This window comes from Paenibacillus sp. SJS-P3 (genome assembly GCF_056711585.1).
The window spans coordinates 2211590-2232193 of sequence record NZ_CM160043.1; the positions used below are offsets into that span (position 1 = coordinate 2211590).

The 20604-nt window shown below is 60.9% G+C and carries 13 protein-coding genes; all 13 read left to right on the forward strand.

Going from position 1 to position 20604, the window contains the following annotated elements; genetic code table 11:
- The first annotated feature begins 30 nt into the window (after window positions 1–30).
- A complete protein-coding gene (locus tag AC06G8_RS10195) occupies window positions 31–1554 on the forward strand; it encodes an N-acetylmuramoyl-L-alanine amidase (RefSeq protein ID WP_480285202.1) in 1524 nt (507 codons plus the stop codon).
- A gap of 297 nt (window positions 1555–1851) precedes the next feature.
- Window positions 1852–3399 carry an N-acetylmuramoyl-L-alanine amidase gene (locus AC06G8_RS10200; RefSeq protein WP_480285203.1) on the forward strand — a complete coding sequence of 516 codons (1548 nt, stop codon included), beginning with the start codon at window positions 1852–1854 and terminating at the stop codon, window positions 3397–3399.
- A gap of 16 nt (window positions 3400–3415) precedes the next feature.
- Window positions 3416–4063, forward strand: a complete 648-nt coding sequence (locus AC06G8_RS10205; protein ID WP_480285204.1) for a GerMN domain-containing protein — start codon at window positions 3416–3418, stop codon at window positions 4061–4063.
- A gap of 31 nt (window positions 4064–4094) precedes the next feature.
- Window positions 4095–6803 carry an S-layer homology domain-containing protein gene (locus AC06G8_RS10210; RefSeq protein ID WP_480285205.1) on the forward strand — a complete coding sequence of 903 codons (2709 nt, stop codon included), beginning with the start codon at window positions 4095–4097 and terminating at the stop codon, window positions 6801–6803.
- Between the two features lie 142 nt (window positions 6804–6945).
- Window positions 6946–7662, forward strand: coding sequence for an endonuclease III (nth, locus tag AC06G8_RS10215; protein WP_480285206.1), 717 nt, complete (start codon window positions 6946–6948; stop codon window positions 7660–7662).
- Between the two features lie 7 nt (window positions 7663–7669).
- A complete protein-coding gene (locus AC06G8_RS10220) occupies window positions 7670–7951 on the forward strand; it encodes a hypothetical protein (RefSeq protein ID WP_021879354.1) in 282 nt (93 codons plus the stop codon).
- Between the two features lie 209 nt (window positions 7952–8160).
- Complete coding sequence (locus AC06G8_RS10225; protein ID WP_480285207.1) at window positions 8161–11841, forward strand: dynamin family protein; 3681 nt, start codon at window positions 8161–8163, stop codon at window positions 11839–11841.
- Window positions 11842–12320: 479 nt separating this feature from the next.
- Window positions 12321–14096 (forward strand): ABC transporter ATP-binding protein, encoded by a 1776-nt coding sequence (locus AC06G8_RS10230; protein WP_447665273.1) that lies wholly within the window; start codon window positions 12321–12323, stop codon window positions 14094–14096.
- 62 nt (window positions 14097–14158) lie between these two features.
- Complete coding sequence (locus AC06G8_RS10235; protein WP_447665279.1) at window positions 14159–15964, forward strand: ABC transporter ATP-binding protein; 1806 nt, start codon at window positions 14159–14161, stop codon at window positions 15962–15964.
- Between the two features lie 279 nt (window positions 15965–16243).
- The gene (gene purT, locus AC06G8_RS10240) at window positions 16244–17428 is read left to right on the forward strand and encodes a formate-dependent phosphoribosylglycinamide formyltransferase (RefSeq protein WP_447665272.1); all 1185 of its coding nucleotides are present in this window, start codon (window positions 16244–16246) and stop codon (window positions 17426–17428) included.
- Between the two features lie 226 nt (window positions 17429–17654).
- Window positions 17655–18470, forward strand: coding sequence for a GDSL-type esterase/lipase family protein (locus AC06G8_RS10245; RefSeq protein WP_480285208.1), 816 nt, complete (start codon window positions 17655–17657; stop codon window positions 18468–18470).
- A gap of 174 nt (window positions 18471–18644) precedes the next feature.
- Complete coding sequence (locus AC06G8_RS10250; protein WP_480285415.1) at window positions 18645–19601, forward strand: ABC transporter ATP-binding protein; 957 nt, start codon at window positions 18645–18647, stop codon at window positions 19599–19601.
- On the forward strand, window positions 19598–20584 hold the full coding sequence (locus AC06G8_RS10255; RefSeq protein WP_480285209.1) for an ABC transporter permease: 987 nt from the start codon (window positions 19598–19600) through the stop codon (window positions 20582–20584). Before AC06G8_RS10250 ends, AC06G8_RS10255 begins: the two co-directional genes overlap by 4 nt.
- Window positions 20585–20604 lie beyond the last annotated feature (20 nt).

Consider the following 20604-nt stretch of genomic DNA (forward strand, 5'->3'; position numbering starts at 1 on the left):
CTTGGAGGACAATCCATATACCTGAGGTGGATGATGAAAAAAACAGCAACGCTGCTGGCGATGGCAGCCATGCTCCTGGCATCGGTTCCGGGACATTCCGCCGCCGCAGCGAAAGCTCCCAAGCTCTATTTGGACGGGACGGAGCTTACGGCGGCCGCTCCCAGGATCGACAAGGATACAACCTATATTCCCATCCGGACGGTCGCCGAAGGAATGGGCTTCGACGTCGATTGGGACAAGTCTTCCAAAAAAGTAGGCATCCGTAACGGCACAAGCGCAATCGAGCTCACGATCGACAAAAAGACGGCTCTGGTGAACGGGCAGAAGGCTGCGCTTCCGGTTCCGGCACGGATCATGGGGACGTCGGCGAGCGCGGCGACGATGGTACCGCTCCGTTTCGTCAGCGAGAATATGGGTCTGAGTGTTTATTACGACGCTCCAGCCAAGTCCGTGTACTTATACCAGCCATACGCGGCCGAAGGGGAAGAGCAGGCTCCGGCGGACAGCGAGAACGTCGATCCTCAAGGCGGGGCGGCCGGCTCCGGAGGGGCAGGTTCCGGCGCCGGTTCCCCGCAGCCCGGAGGAACAGGACCCGCAGGCCAGGCCGGAGACGGCTCCGGATCGTCGCCCGTGTCAGCCGCAGGCTCCGTCACATCGATCCTTTATGACGGAATCGGCACGACGACGATATCTTATCAGGGCGCCATAACGGCTGCGGAACCGTTCCTCATGACGGGCCCGGACCGGATCGTCCTGGATATGCCGGCTTCATCGTTCGCGGACTCGTTCGGCATCCAGTCCGGCTCAAGCCAATCCGGCGAACTGACGGTGGACGGACCTCTCTTGAGCAAAATCAGGTATGCCTATTTGACGGAACAGCCGACGACGGTCAGGGTGGTGTGGGATGTCGCGCCGGCCGTGACGTATACGCTGCTCAAATCCGACGGAGTGATCCAGCTGGGACTGCTCGGCGCGGGGCAGGCTGTTCCCGCAAATCCCGCGGCTCCATCCGGCGACCGCATCTACAAGGTCGTCATCGACGCAGGACATGGAGGCAGCGCGCCCGGGGCTATCAGCCTGTCCGGCAAATTGGAGAAAGCGTTCAATTTGGCCGTAGCCCTCAAGCTGAACGCGCTGCTGGCTGCCGATCCCCGCATCCAGCCGATCATGACCCGGACGGACGACGCGAGCATCGATCTGAAGCCGCGCGCGGAATTCGCCAACCGGATGGGCGCCGACCTGTTCCTGTCGATCCATGCGAATTCGCTCGACATTCCGGCTTCGGGGACCGAAACCTATTTTTACCGGGCCGACAGCAAGGCGCTGGCCGATATCGTGCACAAACATCTGATCGCCGCAACCGGCCTGCCCGACCGGAAGGTGAAGACGGCCGCCTTTGTCGTCATCAAGGAAACGGTTATGCCGGCCGTGCTTACGGAGTCGGGATTCCTCACCAATGCCAGGGACGAGACCGTCCTCTTCGACGAGCAGAGCCAGAACCGGATCGCCCAAGCGCTAGCGGACGGGATCAAGGAGTATCTGGGATTGTACTGATTCATTGGAAATGGGCCGTGGCAGGCTCGTCAGCTGTGTCCGCTTGCTCGGCGTCAAGACAGCGACAGGCCGTCCCTGACAGGGGACGGCCTGCTTTGTTCGCGGAATGAATCATAGGCAGACTTCAAAAGTCAACCCTTTTTGACGAAAAAAAAGGTGGCAAGGTTCCTTTTATTTCGCAACTTTGCTTGGCGAACAGCGTCTAATTTTCTGCCTGACTTCATGACAGCGGAGCCGCCGGCTGAGTGAAGGAAGGGTCAATCCAGGTTCTAGAGGTGAATGATGAAGAAAGCTGCAATGTTGCTGGTGTTTTTGGCTCTGTTCGTAACCGCGTTCGCAGGATCCGCATCCGCCGCCACGAAGACTCCCAAGCTGTATTTGAACGGCCAGGAGCTTCAGTCGGCATCGGCGCCCCGCATCGAGAAGGATACGACGTATATTCCGATCCGGACGGTAGCCGAGGGGATGGGTTTTGACGTCACTTGGGACAAGGCGGCAAAGCAAGTAAGCATACATAACGGCAAAAGCATGATTGAGTTGACCATCAACAAAAAGATTGCTACGGTGAACGGCCTTTCGGTCGCATTGCCGACTCCTGCCAAGATTATGGGTGCCGGCTCGACAAGCACGACGATGGTTCCGCTTCGTTTCATCAGCGAGAACATGGGGCTCGAGGTCTACTACGACTCTCCGTCCAAGTCCGTGTATCTGTATCAGAATGAGGCTTCCTCGGGCAATGGATCAGGCGGCGCAACGCCATCCCCGACTCCAACGCCTACGCCGACTCCAACGCCGACGCCGACCCCGGCGTCGACGCCAGGCAGCGGCGGGACGGGAAGCGAGACCCCGACACCGACGCCGGGCAGCGAGACGCCGACACCGACGCCGGGGAGCGGCGGCTCTACCGCGCCGGCCGACGCGACGGGACTGATCACGTCGATCAGTTACGACGGAATCGGAACGACGACGATCGCCTACACAGGGACGGTCGGCGATTCGCAGCCGTTCCTCATGACAGGTCCTGACCGGATCGTCATGGATATTCCGGCAGCGTCGTTCGCGGCGGACTTCGCCAATGGCTTCACGGCGACGAGCGCCAAGATGGGGGAAGTGGTCATCGACAGCCAGCTGCTGACGAAGGTCCGCTATTCCTATTATTCGGACAAGCCTTCGACGGTCCGCGTCGTCTGGGATCTTCAAGCTGCGGCCGAGTATACGGTGACGAAAGGCGAGGGCATGATTCAGCTCAGCCTGCTCGGCGCGCTGGAATCTGTGCCGACAACGCCGACGACTCCTTCGGGCGACAAGATCTACAAGGTTGTCGTCGATGCGGGCCATGGCGCGCAGGATCCGGGAGCGATCGGAATCAGCAAGAAGACCGAGAAATCCTTCAACCTTGCCATCGCCCTCAAAGTGAATGCCCTGCTGAAGGCCGAGCCTCGCATCCAGCCGATTCTGACCCGCTCGGACGATACGTTCATCGCGCTGGACGAGAGAGCTGCGATCGCCAACAGGCTGAACGCCGATCTGTTCATTTCCATCCACGCGAATGCCCTGCCGGGGTCTTCAGCGTCCGGCACCGAAACCTTCTACAACCGGGCGGACAGCAAGACGTTCGCCGACATCGTCCATAGACATCTTCTGGCGGCGACGGGACTGACGGACCGCAAGGTCCAGACAGCCGGATTCGTCGTCATCAAGAAGACGACCATGCCCGCCATCCTGACGGAATCCGGATTCCTGACGAATTCGAAGGATGAGGCAATCCTGTTCAACGAGCAGAAGCAGAACGAGATCGCGCAAGCATTGGTAGACGGAATCAAGGAATATTTGAAATTGAACTGAGGAGGCTTGAGCGCCTATGAACCGACGCATGAACAAGACAGCGGTGCTCTTGACCGCCGCCGCGATCGCACTTAGCCTTTCGGCTTGCGGAGCAAGGGAAACGGCCGGACCGGGGGCGGGAGCATCCGGCAATGCGGGAGCATCCGAGCCCGCTGCCGTCTCCCCATCGCCTTCCGCCGCTCCTTCTCCCTCGCCGGCAGCTGCCGAAGGCAGCGGCAAGGGCTCGAGCGCGGCAGGCGGCATTGGAGCCGTCAAGGAGTCCGATCAAGTGAAGCAGGAAATCTCGATCTATCAGACCGACGATCAGCTGCTGGAACTGAAGGCCGTCAAGGCCGAGATCAGCTACGGCAGCGCCGAGGAGAAGCTCGCAGCCGCTCTGGAAGCGCTGGCCGGAGACGATCGGGAAGGAACCATCTCCCTTTGGAAGGGAGTGGAATTCAAGAAGGTGTCGCTCAAGGACGGCGCGGCGACAGCCGATATCCATATTCCGGACGAATCCCGTCTCGGAGGAGCCGGCGAGGAATTCGCGCTTGAGGCGATCCGCAAAACCGTATTCCAGTTCGATGATGTTCAAACCTTCGATCTTCTCGTGGACGGTCAGGCTGCCGAAACCCTCATGGGGCATATGGAGCTTGAACATCCGATGAAGAAGAGCAATCCATAATCCATACTTGTTGCTAAGGGAGAGACGGAAAATGCATCGTTCGCCATCCTATCATATCGCTACGGGCATGATCGCCCTCTCCCTCCTGGCAGGAGGACCGGCCGCTGCAGCTGCAGCGGCTTCTTCTGCCTTAGGGGGGACGGCCGTATCTGCAACCGCGCCATCATCGTTTTTTGCCGATGTCAAACAAGGCCATTGGGCTGAAAAGAACATCGTCAAGCTTGCTCTGCAGGGAATCATCGTGGGAGAAAACGGCAATTTCAGACCTGCGGCCAACGTAAGCCGCCAAGAAGCGGTCGTGATGGCTCTGCGGTTCATGGGCAAGGAAAAGGAAGCCGACCTGCAGCAGGCGGTCATCTTCCCGGAATCGTTCAAGGTGAACAATTACTACAAGCCTTACATAGCGCTGGCGATCAAGCTCGGCCTGCTCGAGGAAAGGGCGGAGTTCAAAACGGCGGAATCCGCCAAGGGCGAATGGGGCAGCTCGCCCGCTTCGCGCGAATGGCTGACGAAGCTGATCGTCAGGGCCGCAGGCAAGACAAGCCTGGCGCAGGAGCTTGCTTCCCGAGCATCCGCTTTCCAGGACGGAGCTTCGATCGGCGCCGGTTATGTCGGCTACATCAATGCTGCGGGTTCGCTCGGCATGGTCACGGGCGTCACGCCGATGCAGTTCCAACCGGCGGCAGCCGTCAACCGGGCACAGGCGGCCACGCTGTTCAGCAGGGCGCAGCAGGTCGCTCCGGTCGCTTATCCGGGTGAAACCGGCGGCATCCTCACGGCGATCAACGGGGCCAGCGTATCGGTGTATACCGATCAAGGGATCCAGACGTTCAATCTGGCGGCGGATTCCCGCTTCTACCGCTTCGATTCGGATGCTTCGCTCAAATCGTCCTCGGAGCTGACGCTGTATACGCATGTCCGCATTCTCGGCGGAGGGATGGATGCCCTCTACGTCGAACAGACGGATCCGGACCAGCAGGTCAAGACGATCGAAGGAACCGTATCGAGAGTCGTGGCGGCTCAGAACAAGATCTGGCTGTGGGTCGGCGACAATCCGGTCGAAATCCAGTACGATTCGTCTCTGGTCGTCAAAAAAATGGACGGAACGAAGCTCGGACTGGCCGATCTGACGGTGGACAGCCAGGTTCAGGTGAAGGAGGATGCCTTCCGGGACAAGCCGCTGGGGCTTGAAGTCATCGTGAAGTCGGCTCCGGTATCGAAGGACGGCTCCGGAACCGTGGCTGCCGCAGGCAACGGCGCGCTGAGCGTCAAGACGGCCGCCGGAGCGGACGAGACATGGACGGCTTCTCCAAGCCTGGCCGTCATCGGCTGGGACGGCAGAGTGCTCGAAGGGGGCCTCTCTGGCTTGAAGGCAGGCGATGCCGTCACTTATACGGTGAAGGACAGCGTGCTTGTATCCGTCAAAGTGACGACGGCGGGAAGCGCGTCCGTCCAAGGAAAGTTCAGCAACATCAGCGACGGCATCCTGACGGTGCTGGCAGGCAATTCCCTGCAGTCCAACTATTTGTCCGAATCGGTCACTCTGGTCATTCCTGGTGTGGAGCAGCCGGTGCTGGGCGATCTGTACAAGGACGACCAGCTTGAGCTCGTCCTCGATGCCGGAGGCAAGGTGACGAGCATCAAGGTGACGAACCGTTCGCTCAGCACGCTGACAGGAGCGGAGATTCTCAGCTACAGCAGCGATCAGAAGGCATTGACGGTCAAGGGAACCAACGGCAAGCTGGCCGCCTTGCAGCTGTCGGACAAGACCAAGTTCGAGATGAACGGAACGACGCTCAATCTCGCGTCGGCCGCGCCTCTGCTCCGTCAAGGACAGCGGGTTACGGTCGGTTATTCCGGCAGCGACGCCATGCTGGTGCGGGTCGTCTACCAATATACCGGCTCCGTCGTTATGCTGAATACGGCCACCAAGACGCTGGCTCTGTCGCTGGATGACGGCTCGTCGGTGACGCTTCCGTTCGATGCTCTCGGAGTCGAGTGGTACGGCCGCAGCGGGACCGGCGTGGCGGATATCAAGAACGGCATGAGGGTGACGGCGCTCCTCGACGCCAGCCAGACCAAGGCAGCAGCGCTGCGCGTCAACCAGAATGTCCAGTACAAGATCACGACGGTCGACGCGGCAGCCAAAGCGCTCTCGCTGCAAGCAGCCGACGGAAGCCGGACGACGGTGACTGCCGGCAGCCTTGTCCTCAAAGGAACGGATGGAAGCGCCCTGGCGTTCGCCGGCTTCGCCGCGGGACAGACGGTCAACGTCACTTATGTCGGCAGCACGCCGACAGCCGTCTCGCTCGTCAAAGTGACGTACGGCAAAATCGCCGCTGCCTCTGCCGACTCCATCACGCTGCAGGAATATGGCGGCTCAAGCCAGACGCTTCCGCTCGGAAGCGGCTTCTCCATCGTCAAAGGAGGAAGCGCGGGATCGAGCGCTTCGACTCTGGCTGCAGGAGACCGGGTTGAAGTGAAGAAGAATGCAGACGGTGCCGTCGTCGTCACAGTCAATGCCGGAGTGGCGAAAACATTCTGGAAGGTGGATGCCGCAGCCGGCCAGCTTCTGATGAGGAAATCGGGTGTCAACGACAACGATTACCGCTTCGCTTATTCATCGTCCACGCTCATTACGGCGGGCGGCCAGCCGGTTACTCCCGAGTCGCTCAAGGACGGGGACAGCCTCGTTCTGTACCTGTTCGAAGGCAAGCTGCTTGAGGCTGCCAAGGCATGACGCTCATGGCGGTTTGATGAATTATTGTAAAAAAGACCCCTCGCGGGGTCTTTTTTTCGTTCAAGGGATGATTTCCGGTTGCATGGCGCGTGGATATTCGCTAAACTTTGAACGACAGTGCAACTAGGGAGAGTTAATGACCATGAAGGCTTCGGATAAGATGCGGCGCATTCTGGACACGATGGCCGAGATGTTCCCGGATGCCCATTGCGAGTTGAACCATGCCAATCCGTTCGAGTTGACGATTGCCGTCCTGCTGTCGGCCCAGTGCACGGATGAGACCGTGAACCGGGTGACGGCGGACTTGTTCCAGAAATACCGTACGCCCGAGGATTATTTGGCCGTCGACCTGGAGGAGCTGCAGCAGGATATCCGGCGCATCGGGCTGTTCCGCAACAAGGCGGCCAACATCCAGAAGCTGTGCCGGATACTGTTGGAGCGCTACGGAGGAGAAATCCCCGAGCGGCATGACCAGCTGACCGAGCTTCCCGGCGTCGGGAGGAAGACGGCCAATGTCGTCGTCTCCAATGCATTCGGCGTTCCCGCCATCGCGGTCGACACTCATGTCGAACGGGTATCAAAGCGTCTCGGCTTGGCAAAGCAAGAGGATAGCGTCCTTGAGGTCGAGAAGAAGCTGATGCGCAAAGTTCCCCGAGAGGAATGGACGCTTACTCATCATCGGTTCATCTTCTTCGGCCGGTACCATTGCAAGGCGCAGCAGCCGAAATGCGACATCTGCCCGCTGCTCGACATGTGCAAGGAAGGCCAGCGCCGAATGAAAGCTGCCTGCACGACCACGAAACCCGCAGCGGCTTCGAACAAGCGAGCCGCCGCTTCCAACCCCCTGAGCAAAGGATGATGAAACGATGAAATGCATCAGCGTATTCACGAATGATTTTGGTCTGTTCTCCGATATTTACGAGCAGGTCATGGAATCTCCTCCGGGAGAGAACGAGGATCTCGTCATTGAAGGCGTAACGGTGAGCGGCTCCGGCGATCTGCCGGCCCAGTACCTGGAGCGCATGCGCCAGAAGCCCGAAGTTGTCGTGATGCGCGAGAAGCAGCGCAACATTACGATTCTTCAGCACGGCAACGTGTTCGAAATCTGCATTCCGACGGATGAGGACGACGAGGCTCCGGCGGTTTAAGCAGGGAGATGCTCCGAATCAAGAGAACAAGCAGCCGTCCTTGCGTTCAAGGGCGGCTGTTTGACGTATCCGGCCGCGGCTGACAGGCGATGCCCGCCTCTCGTAAGAGGGCAGGCGAGCCGCCGATGCGGCTATGCAACGGATCGCGGGAAGGGAGATGGCCCGATGCTTGGGCCGCTCCGATCAGAGGAAGACAGGGAGAGAGAATCATGAACGGACTACAAGAGAGCAACAGGACCGCGGCGACGGACCGAGAGGCGGCATTGGCCCGGGCTGCGGCCAGCCTGCAGGCCGGATTCGGCTCGGCAGGGGACCATGGCAACGCGCAGCGGGCGGAGCAGCTGTCCGCCAAGCTGGAGAGCGGGCTGCTTACGGTCGCTTTTTGCGGCCACTTCTCCGCGGGAAAATCGACGCTTGTGAACGCGCTGTGCGGGAAGCAGCTGCTGCCGTCCAGTCCGATCCCGACGAGCGCCAATGTCGTGTCCATCCGCAGCGGCGAGCCGGCCCGTGCGATCATCCGGGCGCTTGCGGACGGCAAGGAGACGACCTTCGAGGCGGATCCGCTGCGTCTGGACGACTATTGCAAAAACGGCGAGGAGTTCATCTCCGTCGATATCGTTTATCCGATTCCCCGCCTAGGCTCTTCGACCGTTCTGCTGGATACGCCGGGCATCGACTCGACGGACGATGCGCACCGGATGGCGACGGAGTCGGCCCTGCATTTGGCTGATGCGGTGTTCTATGTGATGGATTACAACCACGTCCAGTCGGAAATCAACTTCGAGTTCGCCAAAGGATTGAAGGATTGGGGCAAGCCCCTCTATCTGATCGTCAACCAGATCGACAAGCACCGCGAGGAGGAGCTGCCGTTCGAGGAGTACCGGAACAGCGTCGAGGAGGCATTCCGCAGCTGGCATCTGGAGCCGGCCGGCATTCTTTATCTGTCTCTGCGCGAGCCGGATCATCCCGGCAGCGAGTTCGCCTCCCTCGAAGGGCTGCTGAAGGAATTGGCGGAGGAGCGCGAGGAGCTGTCGCAATGGAGCGTGGACGCCTCGCTGCGCCATTTGGTGCGGGCTTCCCTGCGCTCGGCCGCCGAAGAGGAGGAGGCGCAGCGGCAGAAGCTTCAGGATGAAGCCGGCAGCGAAGAGGAAAGGGCCGCGCTTGCGGAGAGGATCGCGAGCCTGGAGGCCGAGGTGGAGGAAGCGGACAGCAGGCCGGCTGCCATGGAAGCATCCTTGAAAGCTGATATCGTCAAGCTGTTGGACAACGCCAGCCTGATGCCTGCCGCCACGCGAGATCTCGCGGCCGAGTTCCTCGACAGCCGCAGGCCGGGCTTCAAGACCGGCTTGCTGTTCGCAGGCGCCAAGACGGCGGCGGAGCAGCAGCGGCGCGCAGAAGCGTTCCGCGATGACCTGAACCGCCAGATCCAGGCGGCTGCCGTATGGCATCTGGGGGATCTGCTCCGCAAGGCTGCCGACGAAGCCGGCCTTGCAGGGGCGGAGCGCGAAGCATGGGAGCAAACGCTCGAGGATGGGCTCAGCTGGCGTCCGGACATCGATTGGCTGGCCGGGCGCGTGAATACGGGAGCCGTATTCGGCGGCGAGTATACGCTCGTCTACACGCGCGAAGCGGCCGTGGAGATCAAGGGGCGGCTGCGCCGCGCCGCCGGCGAGGCGGCCGAAGCGCTCGCCGCCTGCGCTGCGCCGGCCGCTGCCGCTGCCGCAGCCGAGGCGCGGGCAGGCCTCGCGGCGCTCGGCGCCCGCGCCGGCGCGCTGGCGCAGCTGGCGGCGCTGGACGCCGCCGCAGGCGAGCGCGCCGCGCGGCTTGCGGCGCAGCTGCCGCCGGCGCCGCAGCGCCCGGCGCTGCCCGCGCCGCGCCGCGCGGCCGCGGCTGCGCCGGCGGCGGCCGCCGTGCCGGCCGCGCAGCCGGCAGCGGGCGCTGCGCCAGCGGCGCCGGCACAGCGCGCCAGCGGCGAGCGCGCCGGCGCCGCAGCCGGCGCGCTCGCGCCGCAGCGGGCGGCCGCCGAGCGGCTCCGCGCCGCGGCGGCGCTGCTGGCGCCGCATCCGGCGCTGGCCGGAGCGGCCGACGCGATGCTCGCCCGCGCGGCGCGTCTCGGCGCGAGCCGCTTCACGATCGCGCTGTTCGGCGCATTCAGCGCAGGCAAATCCTCGCTCGCCAACGCCTTGATCGGCGAGCGCGCGCTGCCGGTGTCGCCGAATCCGACGACGGCGGCGATCAACCGCATCCTCGCTCCGACGGCGGAGCAGCCGCATGGAACGGCCCGCGTCTCGATGAAGTCGCGGGATGATCTGCTCGACGACCTGCGCTACTCGCTGTCGCTTCTCGGCGAAGACGCCTCCGCCTCCAGCGAGGAGGAGCTGCTGCGCCGGATGGGAGCCTTGCAGCCGGACGGCATCCACGCCGCCGGACGGCCTCATTACAGCTTCCTCAAGGCGGCGCTTGCCGGCTGGCCGGAGCTCTCGCCGCTGCTCGGACAGGAGCTGCGCGTCGGCGAGGAAGAGTACAGGCGCTACGTGGCGGAAGAAAGCCGTTCCTGCTTCGTGCGCGAAATCGAGCTTTATTACAGCTCGCCGCTGACCGACCAGGGCATCGTGCTCGTGGACACCCCGGGAGCCGATTCCGTCAACGCCCGCCATACGGGAGTCGCCTTCAACTATATCAAGAATGCGGACGCGATCTTGTTCGTCACCTATTACAATCACGCGTTCTCGCAAGCCGACCGGCAGTTCCTGATGCAGCTTGGAAGGGTGAAGGACCAGTTCGAGCTCGACAAAATGTTCTTCCTCGTCAACGCGGCCGATCTGGCTTCCTCGGAAGGAGAGCTGAAGGACGTGCTCGGCCATGTGGAGAGCAACCTGCTGCAGCATGGCATCAGGTTCCCGAGACTGTATCCGGTCTCGAGCCTGCTCGGCTTGCAGGGCAAGCAGTCCGGTGACAGCGAGAAGCTGGAGCGTTCGGGCATCCCGGCCTTCGAGCGCAGCTTCCTCTCCTTCACGCGCGACGAGCTCGGCTCGCTGGCCGTGCAGGCGGCGGACATGGAGATCAGCCGCTCCGTCTCCGTCATCGACAGCTGGCTCGCCGCTGCCGAAGGCGACGCGGGCAGCCGGGCTGCGGAGCTCCAGCGGCTTCAGGAGCTTGCTTCCGAAGCGCTGCAGCTGCCGAGCGAAGCCCGCGGGAACGTGCCGGCCGCAGAGCTGGACAAGGAGCTGCAGGAGCTGTTCTACTACATCCGGCAGCGGATCCAGTACGGTTTCGGCGAGTTCTACCAATACGCCTTCAATCCCGCCAGCCTGCAGGACGACGGACGGGATTTGCGGCGCGCGGTATGGACCTCGTGGCTGGAGCTGCAGCGGATGCTGCAGATGGAGCTCTCCCAAGAGCTGCTGGCGACGACGCTCCGGCTGGAGAGCGCCGGCAATTCGCTCATCCGCAAACGCTACGAGGAGAGCGCCGCGAAGCTCAAGCACCGTCTTCCCGGCTTCATGCCGGAACCGTACGAAAGCATCGCCTTCCCGGCTCCGCTGGAGCCTTCCCCGTGGAAATGCGATACCGTGGAGGCCAAGTGGCTCTATGGAATGTTCCGCAATCCGCGGAGCTTCTTCGAGGGAGAGGGCAAGAAGAAGCTGCGCGACGAGCTGGAGGCGAAGCTTGGCGCGTCCATCCGCGTATGGATGGATGCCGCCGGCCAAGACTGGAAGGCGGCTTATGCCTCCCGGCTTGCATCCGGCCTTGAAGAGGCCATGTCGGCTTTGTCGGAAGCCTTTATCCGATATTCCGACGGAACGAGGCTGTCGCTCCAGGACAACAGCGGCCTCGAATCGCTGCGCGAGATGCGCGGCGGATTGGATCGGCTGCAAGCTTCGATATAACCGCCATCTTCCTTCCCTGCACGGCCTCCATATGAGGCCGTGCTTTTCTTCGTCAGCGCAGCCCCTCCCATGCATTCCATTCCGCTTTTTGCCAAGCAAATCCAGCTTCTGTCCCGCCAAAGCGGGGCCATTCAGGCTGACAAAGCTTTATCGAAAAAGCCGTAAAACCCGGCTGAATCCAGCCTTTTCTCCCCTTCGGAACAATGCCGCTGCATTCATTCCGGTAAAGAACGAATTAATCCGTTTTCAACAAAAAGACTCTTTTTAAGCATATTTTGGCGAAAATGTGTCATGCGAGTGACAATAACGTGATTATTCGGAGAATACCCCCCCTCGGGCTTCCCTCACTATCCCTGAGCGGGGCAGAGGTGGATATTCGGCTTCTGAAGGCGTTTGCCGGAGGAGAGGGATGCTGATAACATTCATCCATATTGCAAAGATTTCCATCACCAAACCTAACAAATGGGGGAGACATCAACTTGGAGGTTTTCAAGAATCTCAAGCCGTTTTACTGGGTCGAGCGAAAGTTCATCTTCGCCTCGATCCTGTGCCTGGCCTGCGCGACGGCGCTCGGCCTGGTGTATCCGAACCTGCTTCGGTATCTGATCGACGACGTCATCCAGACGAAGAATTGGGGAGTCGTGCCTGCGCTGTCCCTGACCGTCGTAGCCGTCGTGTCGCTGAAGGGATGCCTCAACTTCCTGAGCGGCTTTTTCGGCGGCAGGCTCGGCAACCGCGTCGCTTACCGGATGCGGAATGCTTCCTATGCCAAGCTTCAGGAGCTCAGCTATCCCTATTACGACACGGCCAAAACCGGAGACCTCATGTCCCGCCTTACCGCGGACCTGGAGGCTATCCGCCAGTTCGTCGGCTTCGGCTTCGCCCAGATCCTGAACACGGTGCTCATGATCCTGTTCGGCGGCATCATGATGCTCAGCATCGACTGGCAGCTGACGCTGATGACGCTCGTCACGATCCCGCTGCTCGCCTTCGCGGCGATCCGCTTCGAGAAGAACATCCATCCCGCCTTCCGCGAGATGAGGCAGGCGCTCAGCCATCTGACGACGGCGGTCCAGGAGAACATCACCGGCGTCCGTACGGTGAAATCCTTCGCTAGGGAATCGCATGAGGTGGAGAAATTCTCGGTGCGCAGCACCGCCTATCAGAACAATCAGGTCGGGGCCGCGGCCATCTGGGCGCGCTTCTTCCCGCTCATGGAGCTGCTTGCCAATATGGGCGTCGTCATCCTGCTCGTGGCCGGGGGCCTGCGGGTCATCGACGGGCCTCTGACGCTCGGGGAGCTTGTCGCCTTCTTCAGCATGATCTGGTACATCATCGGTCCGATGTGGAACATCGGCTTCCTGATCAACAACTACACGCAGTCCAAGGCTTCCGGGGAGCGCGTGCTCGAACTTCTCCATTCCTACGTCCATGTGAAAAGCGTCGAGGACGCGGTCGTCCTCGAGAAGGATACGATCAAAGGCCATGTCCGGTTTGAAAACGTCACCTTCTCTTATGCGGACAAGGAGCCTGCCCTGCGCGACATCAGCTTCGACGCCCCTGCGGGCAAGGTGATCGGCCTGCTGGGCGGCACAGGCTCCGGCAAGAGCACGATCATCCAGCTGCTGATGCATGCCTACAACGTCAAGCAGGGCCGGATCACGATCGACGGCTTCGACATCCGCAACGTCGACGTGCAGAGCCTGCGCAGCCAGATCGCGACCGTCTTCCAGGAAACCTTCCTGTTCTCGGCCTCGATCCGCGACAATATCGCTTATGCCAACAAAGACGCCACCATGGAGGAGATCGAACGCGCAGCCAAGCTCTCCAAAGCCCATGAATTCATCATGGAGCTGCCGCTCGGCTACGACACGCTCGTCGGCGAGCGCGGCATGGGCCTCTCGGGCGGCCAGAAGCAGCGCATCGCGATCGCCCGCGCCTTGATCCGCAATCCGCATATCCTCGTGCTCGACGACGCTACCAGCGCGGTCGACATGGAGACCGAGCATGAGATCCAGGCCGGCTTCAAGGAGCTGATGCATGGCCGGACGACATTCATCATCGCCCACCGCATCAGCTCGCTCAAGGACGCCGACGAGATTCTCGTCCTGGACGGAGGCCGGATCACACAGCGCGGCACCCACCAGCAGCTGATCCGCCAGCAAGGTCCTTACCGGGACGTCTACAACATCCAGTACGCCGACCGTCCGCAAAGCGGCGAAGACGAACCGGCCGTGAAGGGAGGAACGGCATAATGGCAAGCAAGAAGAAGGACATCCTTCCGGAAACCGGCCAGGCGGGAAGCCTGGACGAACAAATGCAGGCCGCGGCGGAATCCCAGCGCCAGCGCTTCAAGTACCAGGATGACGACATCATCGAGAAGCCGTTCAACTGGAAGCAGATCGGGCGCCTGTTCGGCTACATGAAGCCGTATTACCGCCAGCTCATCCCGATGGTGTTCATGATGCTGCTCGGCACGTTCACGCGCCTGGCGGCTCCGGCCGTCATCATCCTGGCCATCGACGACGCCATCGGCAAAAACAACAAGAACATGCTGCTCGTGTACGGCGGCGTCATGCTGGGTCTCTACATCATCCAATGGATCGCGAACACGATCCGGATCAAGTATACGAACATCATCGGACAGAAGGTCATCTTCGATCTGAGGCAGCAGCTGTTCGAGCATATCCAGAAGCTCAGCTTCCGCTTCTTCGACAAGCGCCCGGCCGGCTCCGTGCTCGTGCGCGTCACCAATGACGTCAACTCGCTGCAGGACCTGTTCACGGGCGGAGTCATCAACCTGCTCATGGACTGCATCCAGCTCGTCGGCATCGTAGCGATCCTGCTACTCTGGAACTTCAAGCTCGGCCTTGCCGTCATGATCACGGTTCCGCTCATGTTCGTCGTCTCGACGGCGCTGCGCAAGCGGATCCGCTTCGCCTGGCAGGACGTCCGGATCAAGCAGTCCCGCCTCAATTCCCATCTCAACGAAGCGATTCAGGGAATGAAGGTGACGCAGGCTTATGTCCAGGAGAAAGAGAACTACAAGTTCTTCGACAATATGAACACGGTCAACCTGAACAGCTGGAACCGCGCGTCGGCGCTCAACCAGACGTTCGGTCCGGTCATCGAGATCACCTCGGCGATCGGCACGCTGATCCTGTTCTGGTACGGCTCCCATCTCATCCAGGTCGGAGCGATCACGATCGGCGTGCTCGTCGGCTTCGCCAACTATGTCGGCAACTTCTGGGATCCCATCAACCGGCTCGGCCAGATGTACTCCCAGCTGCTCGTCGCGATGGCGAGCTCGGAGCGGATCTTCGAGTTCATCGACGAGGACCCGACCGTCAAGGAAAGCGGCCGCGCCCGCATGCTGACCGGCGTCAAGGGCGATGTGAGCTTCGAGAATATTGTCTTTGAATATGAAAAGGGCCGCCCGGCCTTGAAAGGCATCTCGCTGGAGGCGCGCGCGGGCCAGTCGATCGCCCTCGTCGGCCATACGGGCTCAGGCAAAAGCACGATCATCAATCTGCTTTGCCGCTTCTACGATCCGGTGGAAGGCAGGGTGACGATCGACGGCACCGACATCCGCGACGTCACCCTCGAAAGCCTGCGCACTCAGGTCGGCATCGTGCTTCAGGACACGTTCATCTTCTCCGGCACGATCCGCGACAACATCCGCTTCGGGCGGCTGAACGCGACCGACGAGGAAGTGGAGATGGCGGCGCGCGCCGTGCATGCCCATGATTTCATCGCCAGCCTTCCCGACGGCTACGACACCGAGGTCCAGGAGCGCGGCAGCGTGCTGTCGATGGGCGAGCGGCAGCTGCTCAGCTTCGCGCGGGCGCTGCTCGCCGATCCGTCCATCCTCATTCTCGACGAGGCGACGGCCAGCATCGACACGGAGACGGAGCTCAAGATCCAGGAGGCGCTCAAGACGCTGCTCGCCGGCCGCACGAGCTTCATCATCGCCCATCGTCTCTCGACGATCCGCCACTGCGACAATATCATCGTGCTGGATCACGGACGCATCGTCGAGCAGGGCGACCATGCCCGGCTGATGCAGCACGGGGGCGTGTACCGCGGCCTCATCGACGCCCAATACCGATTCCTTTCCGCCTGAGCTTGCGGGAAGCGGAGCGGGAAGCCGGTTCCCTTTCGGGATCCGGCTTTTTTTATCCTGCCGGTAGGACTTCATTCGTGGGGAAGGTCATGCGAAGCACAGCAGTCGCCGGCATCGACGCTATCGTTCCGGAGACGCACAAGGCTCGCCAGGATAAGGTTCTCCATAAGGCAAGCTTGATTTTTCGATAGACAGCATCCACAATAAGATGACATTCGTCTCGGTATTCATTGCCATGGAGGCAGATGCCATCAACGCCATTATATAGGGGGTATCATCATGTCCTACGGTTCTCCGCTCTCTTCGCGGGCCCGCAAAATGCTTCTGCTCGGTTCAGGCGAGCTCGGCAAGGAAGTGATTATCGAAGCGCAGCGTCTGGGAGTCGAGACGGTCGCCGTCGACCGGTACGCAGACGCTCCCGCCATGGGCGTCGCCCATCGCTCCCATGTCATCGATATGCTTGATCCGGAGCAGCTCCGGAATCTGATCAAGCTGGAGAAGCCCGATCTCATCGTGCCGGAGATCGAAGCGATCGCCACCTCCACTCTGGTCGAGCTGGAGCAGGAGGGCTTCAAAGTCGTTCCGACGGCGCGCGCCGCCCGGCTGACGATGGACCGGGAGGGCATCCGCAGGCTCGCGGCCGAGACGCTGCGCCTGCCGACCGCGCCCTACCGGTTCGCCGATTCCTACGAGGAGATGCGCGACGCCGTGCTGGAGCTCGGACTGCCCTGCGTCATCAAGCCGATCATGAGCTCGTCGGGCAAAGGCCAGAGCGTCTGCCGCTCCGAAGCGGAGATCGCCAGCTGCTGGAATTACGCCATGGAAGGCGGACGCGCCAAGAAGAAACGCGTCATCGTGGAAGGCTTCGTCCATTTCCAATCCGAAATCACGCTGCTCACGGTCCGTTCCGTATCGGGCACCGTCTTCTGCGAGCCGATCGGGCATGTGCAGAAGGACGGCGATTATATCGAATCGTGGCAGCCGCATGGCATGAGCGCCGCCCAGCTGGAGCAGTCGGAGCATATCGCCAGACAGATTACGGACGCTCTCGGCGGCTGGGGCTTGTATGGAGTCGAGCTGTTCCTGACGGAACAGGGCGTGCTGTTCAGCGAAGTGTCGCCGCGGCCGCATGATACGGGCATGGTCACGATGGCCACGCAGGATCTGTCCGAATTCGCGCTGCATGTGAGGGCGATTCTCGGCTTCCCGGTTCCTTCTGTCCGCCTGCTGTCGCCGGGAGCGAGCCATACGCTCAAGGCGGCCCGGGACCACCGCGATTTCACGATCGAAGGTCTGGAGGAGGCGCTTGCGGTTCCATCGACTCAGGTTCGGGTATTCGGCAAGCCCGACACGAGAAAGGGCCGCCGCATGGCGGTCGCGCTCAGCACCGCCTCGGATGCCGAGGAAGCGAGAGCTCTCGCCAGATCCGCCGCAGAAGCTTTGTCCGTGTCCTACAACGATTGATTTGCCGGCGCCGCTGGTTGTCCGGCGCATATATAGCCGTTCCGGTTCTCCTGCTTCAGGAGAGTCCCGGAGCGGTTTTTTATTGCGGCGCCTGAAGCCGGGCAGTGTGCGAAAAGCCGAAAAACATTGTGCTGGCTTTATTTGCAAATTCTTGTCGAAAGCCTTATTTTTAAGTACAAAGCGTCGTAAATTAAAAAACGGTAAATGAGTCAAGGGGGATAAGAGAATGGATTCCAGCCGGTTATGGCGGATTCTTGGCACGGGCTCGCTTGCAGCCACGCTGCTGCTCGGCGGAGGCTTTGTTTATGCCGTCCAGGATATGCTCGGCAGCGGAAGCGGCCTGTCGGCTCCGGCAAAAAAACCCGTCCTCGCGGAGACGGGCGGCTCCTTCGCGGATGCTTCAACCATTTATGTGACCGCGCTGGGGGATTCCTTGACGAAAGGCATCGGGGACAACACCGGTGAAGGGTATGTGAAGCAGGTGCTCAAAGGTCTCGGCGAGGCGACAGGAAAACCGGTTCAGCAAATCAACAATCTGGCTGTCGCCGGCCTGACGGCCAGCGAGCTGGACGAAATGCTGGAAAAGGACCAAGGGATGGCCTACCCGATTCGGCAAGCGAACCTGATTCTGCTGACGATCGGAGGCAACGACCTGTTCCGGACTGCATTGGCGAAAGCGGAGGACGGCAATGCAGCCGAGATTTCGGTGGAAAGCGTCGCGTCGCGCATTCCGGACGCCATTGCATCGTTCAAGAGCGTGATCGGCCGGATCCGTGCCATCAATCCGGACGCGACCATAGCTTATATCGGCCTATATAATCCATTCTACGACATTCCGGAATTGAAAGAAGGAATCGTTCCTGTACAGAAATGGAACGACGAGGCATTCGCCGTACTCGGCAAGGACCCGCACGCAGTTCTGGTTCCGGTGCTGGATCTGTTCCAGCTGCATGGCTCCGGCTACTTGTCATCCGACCATTTTCATCCCAACCATGAAGGCTATGTGAGAATTTCGGACCGCATCATCCAGTCGCTGAGCTGAGTCAAGAGTATCGCTGGATGATTCAGAAATAGGCAATGGATCAAGATATAGGGACAAGGATCAGGGCAGGAGGCGGCCATAGTGACGATAGAGTACAAAATCAGGAAGCTTGATCAGGAAAAGGAGGTCTTGCCGCAGAAGTCGGAGCCGGAACCGGACGGAAGGGACAAGCGCCTGTCCGAAGCGGCGACCGTTCTGTCCGTGCGCGGACTGAAGAAGAAGATCCGGGGAACATGGATCATCCATCAAGTGGATTTCGATGTGAAGGCCGGCGAAATTTTCGGCTTTCTCGGGCCGAACGGCTCCGGCAAGACGACGACGATCCGCATGCTCGTCGATCTCATCAAGCCGACGGAAGGGGAAGTGCTGATCGGAGGGTACAGCGTGCAGCGGAATCCCGAGCGGGCGCTCGCCGAGGTCGGCTCCATCGTCGAAAATCCGGAGATGTATCCGTTCATGAGCGGATGGGAGAATTTGGAGCATTTTGCGCGCATGCAGAGAGGGATCGACAAAAACCGCATCCGCGAGGTGGCGGAGATCGTCCGGCTCGACGACCGCATCCATGACAAAGTGAAAACCTACTCGCTCGGCATGCGCCAAAGGCTCGGCATCGCGCAGGCGCTGCTGGGACGTCCCAAGCTGCTCATTCTCGACGAGCCGACGAACGGCTTGGATCCGAAGGGCATCAAGGAGCTGCGCGAATTCATCCGGATGCTGGCGGACAGCGGCATCAGCCTGTTCATCTCCAGCCATCTGCTGAGCGAGATCCAGCTGATGTGCGACCGGGTCGCGATCATCGCCGGCGGACGCGTCCTGTCGGTCGGACGAGTGGACGAGCTGGTGGCGCAAGCCGGCTCCTATGTGCTGTGGAAGACCGACCGGCCTGCGGAGGCGGAGAAGCTCCTGCTCCAGGAGCCGCAGCTCCGTATCCTGAGGGAGGGCGAATACCGGATGGACGAGATCGCGCTGGCCCATCTGGAGGGTGCGGTCGTCACGACCGTCCCGGAGGCTGTGCTGCCCGGACTCGTAGCCCGTCTGGCGGGAGCGGGCATCGCCATCCATGCGGTGCAGCGCGTCGCGCCAACGCTCGAAGAGATGTTCCTGACGCTGACGGAGGAGACTGAATCGTGAGAGACCTGCTGCCGCTGATCCAGAATGAAACCTTGAAAATTTGGAAAAAGAAACGGTTCTATGTTATCCTTCTTATTCTACTGGTGCTGATTCCGATCTTTACTTATGCGCAGATGAGGGTGTCGCAGACCAACGCCGTCCACTTCAAGGATTGGCGCAACCAGATCCAGCAGCAGATCACAGATCTGCAGAATACGCTGGCCAGCGACAGAGTGCCCGAGGAGTGGAAGAAATACGACCGCATCGAGATTCTCCGCCTGCAGTATTATCTCGATCATGACGTGAATCCAAGCAGTCCGGACGCCGTCTCGTTCACCAGGCAGTTCATGGCGAGCTCCGTCTCGCTTTTCTTCCCTCTAATGATTTTGGCGATCGCCTCCGATCTAGTATCGGGAGAGCGCTCGAGCGGCACGATCAAGATGCTGCTGACTCGGCCGGTGAAGCGCTGGAAGATCCTCATGAGCAAGCTTGTCGCGCTGACGCTGTACGTATCGCTCGCGATCGTAGCGACAGGAGCGGTCTCCTACCTGATATCGGGCGCCGTATTCGGCTACGGAGGCTGGAGTATGCCGGTGTTCACGGGCTTCGGCGTCCAGGGCGGCACGATCGACGCCAGCGGCGTGCATGCCGTGCCGCAGTGGCTGTACCTGTTCATGCAGAGCGGGCTGATCTGGGTGTCCTGCATGACCGTCGCCGTCTTGTCGCTCATGGTTTCCGTGCTGATGAGAAGCACCGCCGCCAGCATCGTGACGATGATGGCGGCCGTCATTTCCGGCACGATCCTCTCGGGCATGACTTCCTCCTGGGAGAGCGCGAAATATTTATTTTCGGTGAACATCGACCTGACCGATTACCTCGAAGGCGTGCCGGCGCCGATCGACGGCATGAATCTCGTTTTTTCGCTAGGCGTGCTCGCGGCATGGTCCGCGGCGGCTTTGGCCGTATCTTTCGGCATCTTTACGAAACAGGACATCTTGAATTAAAATAGCTAAGATTCTCGGAT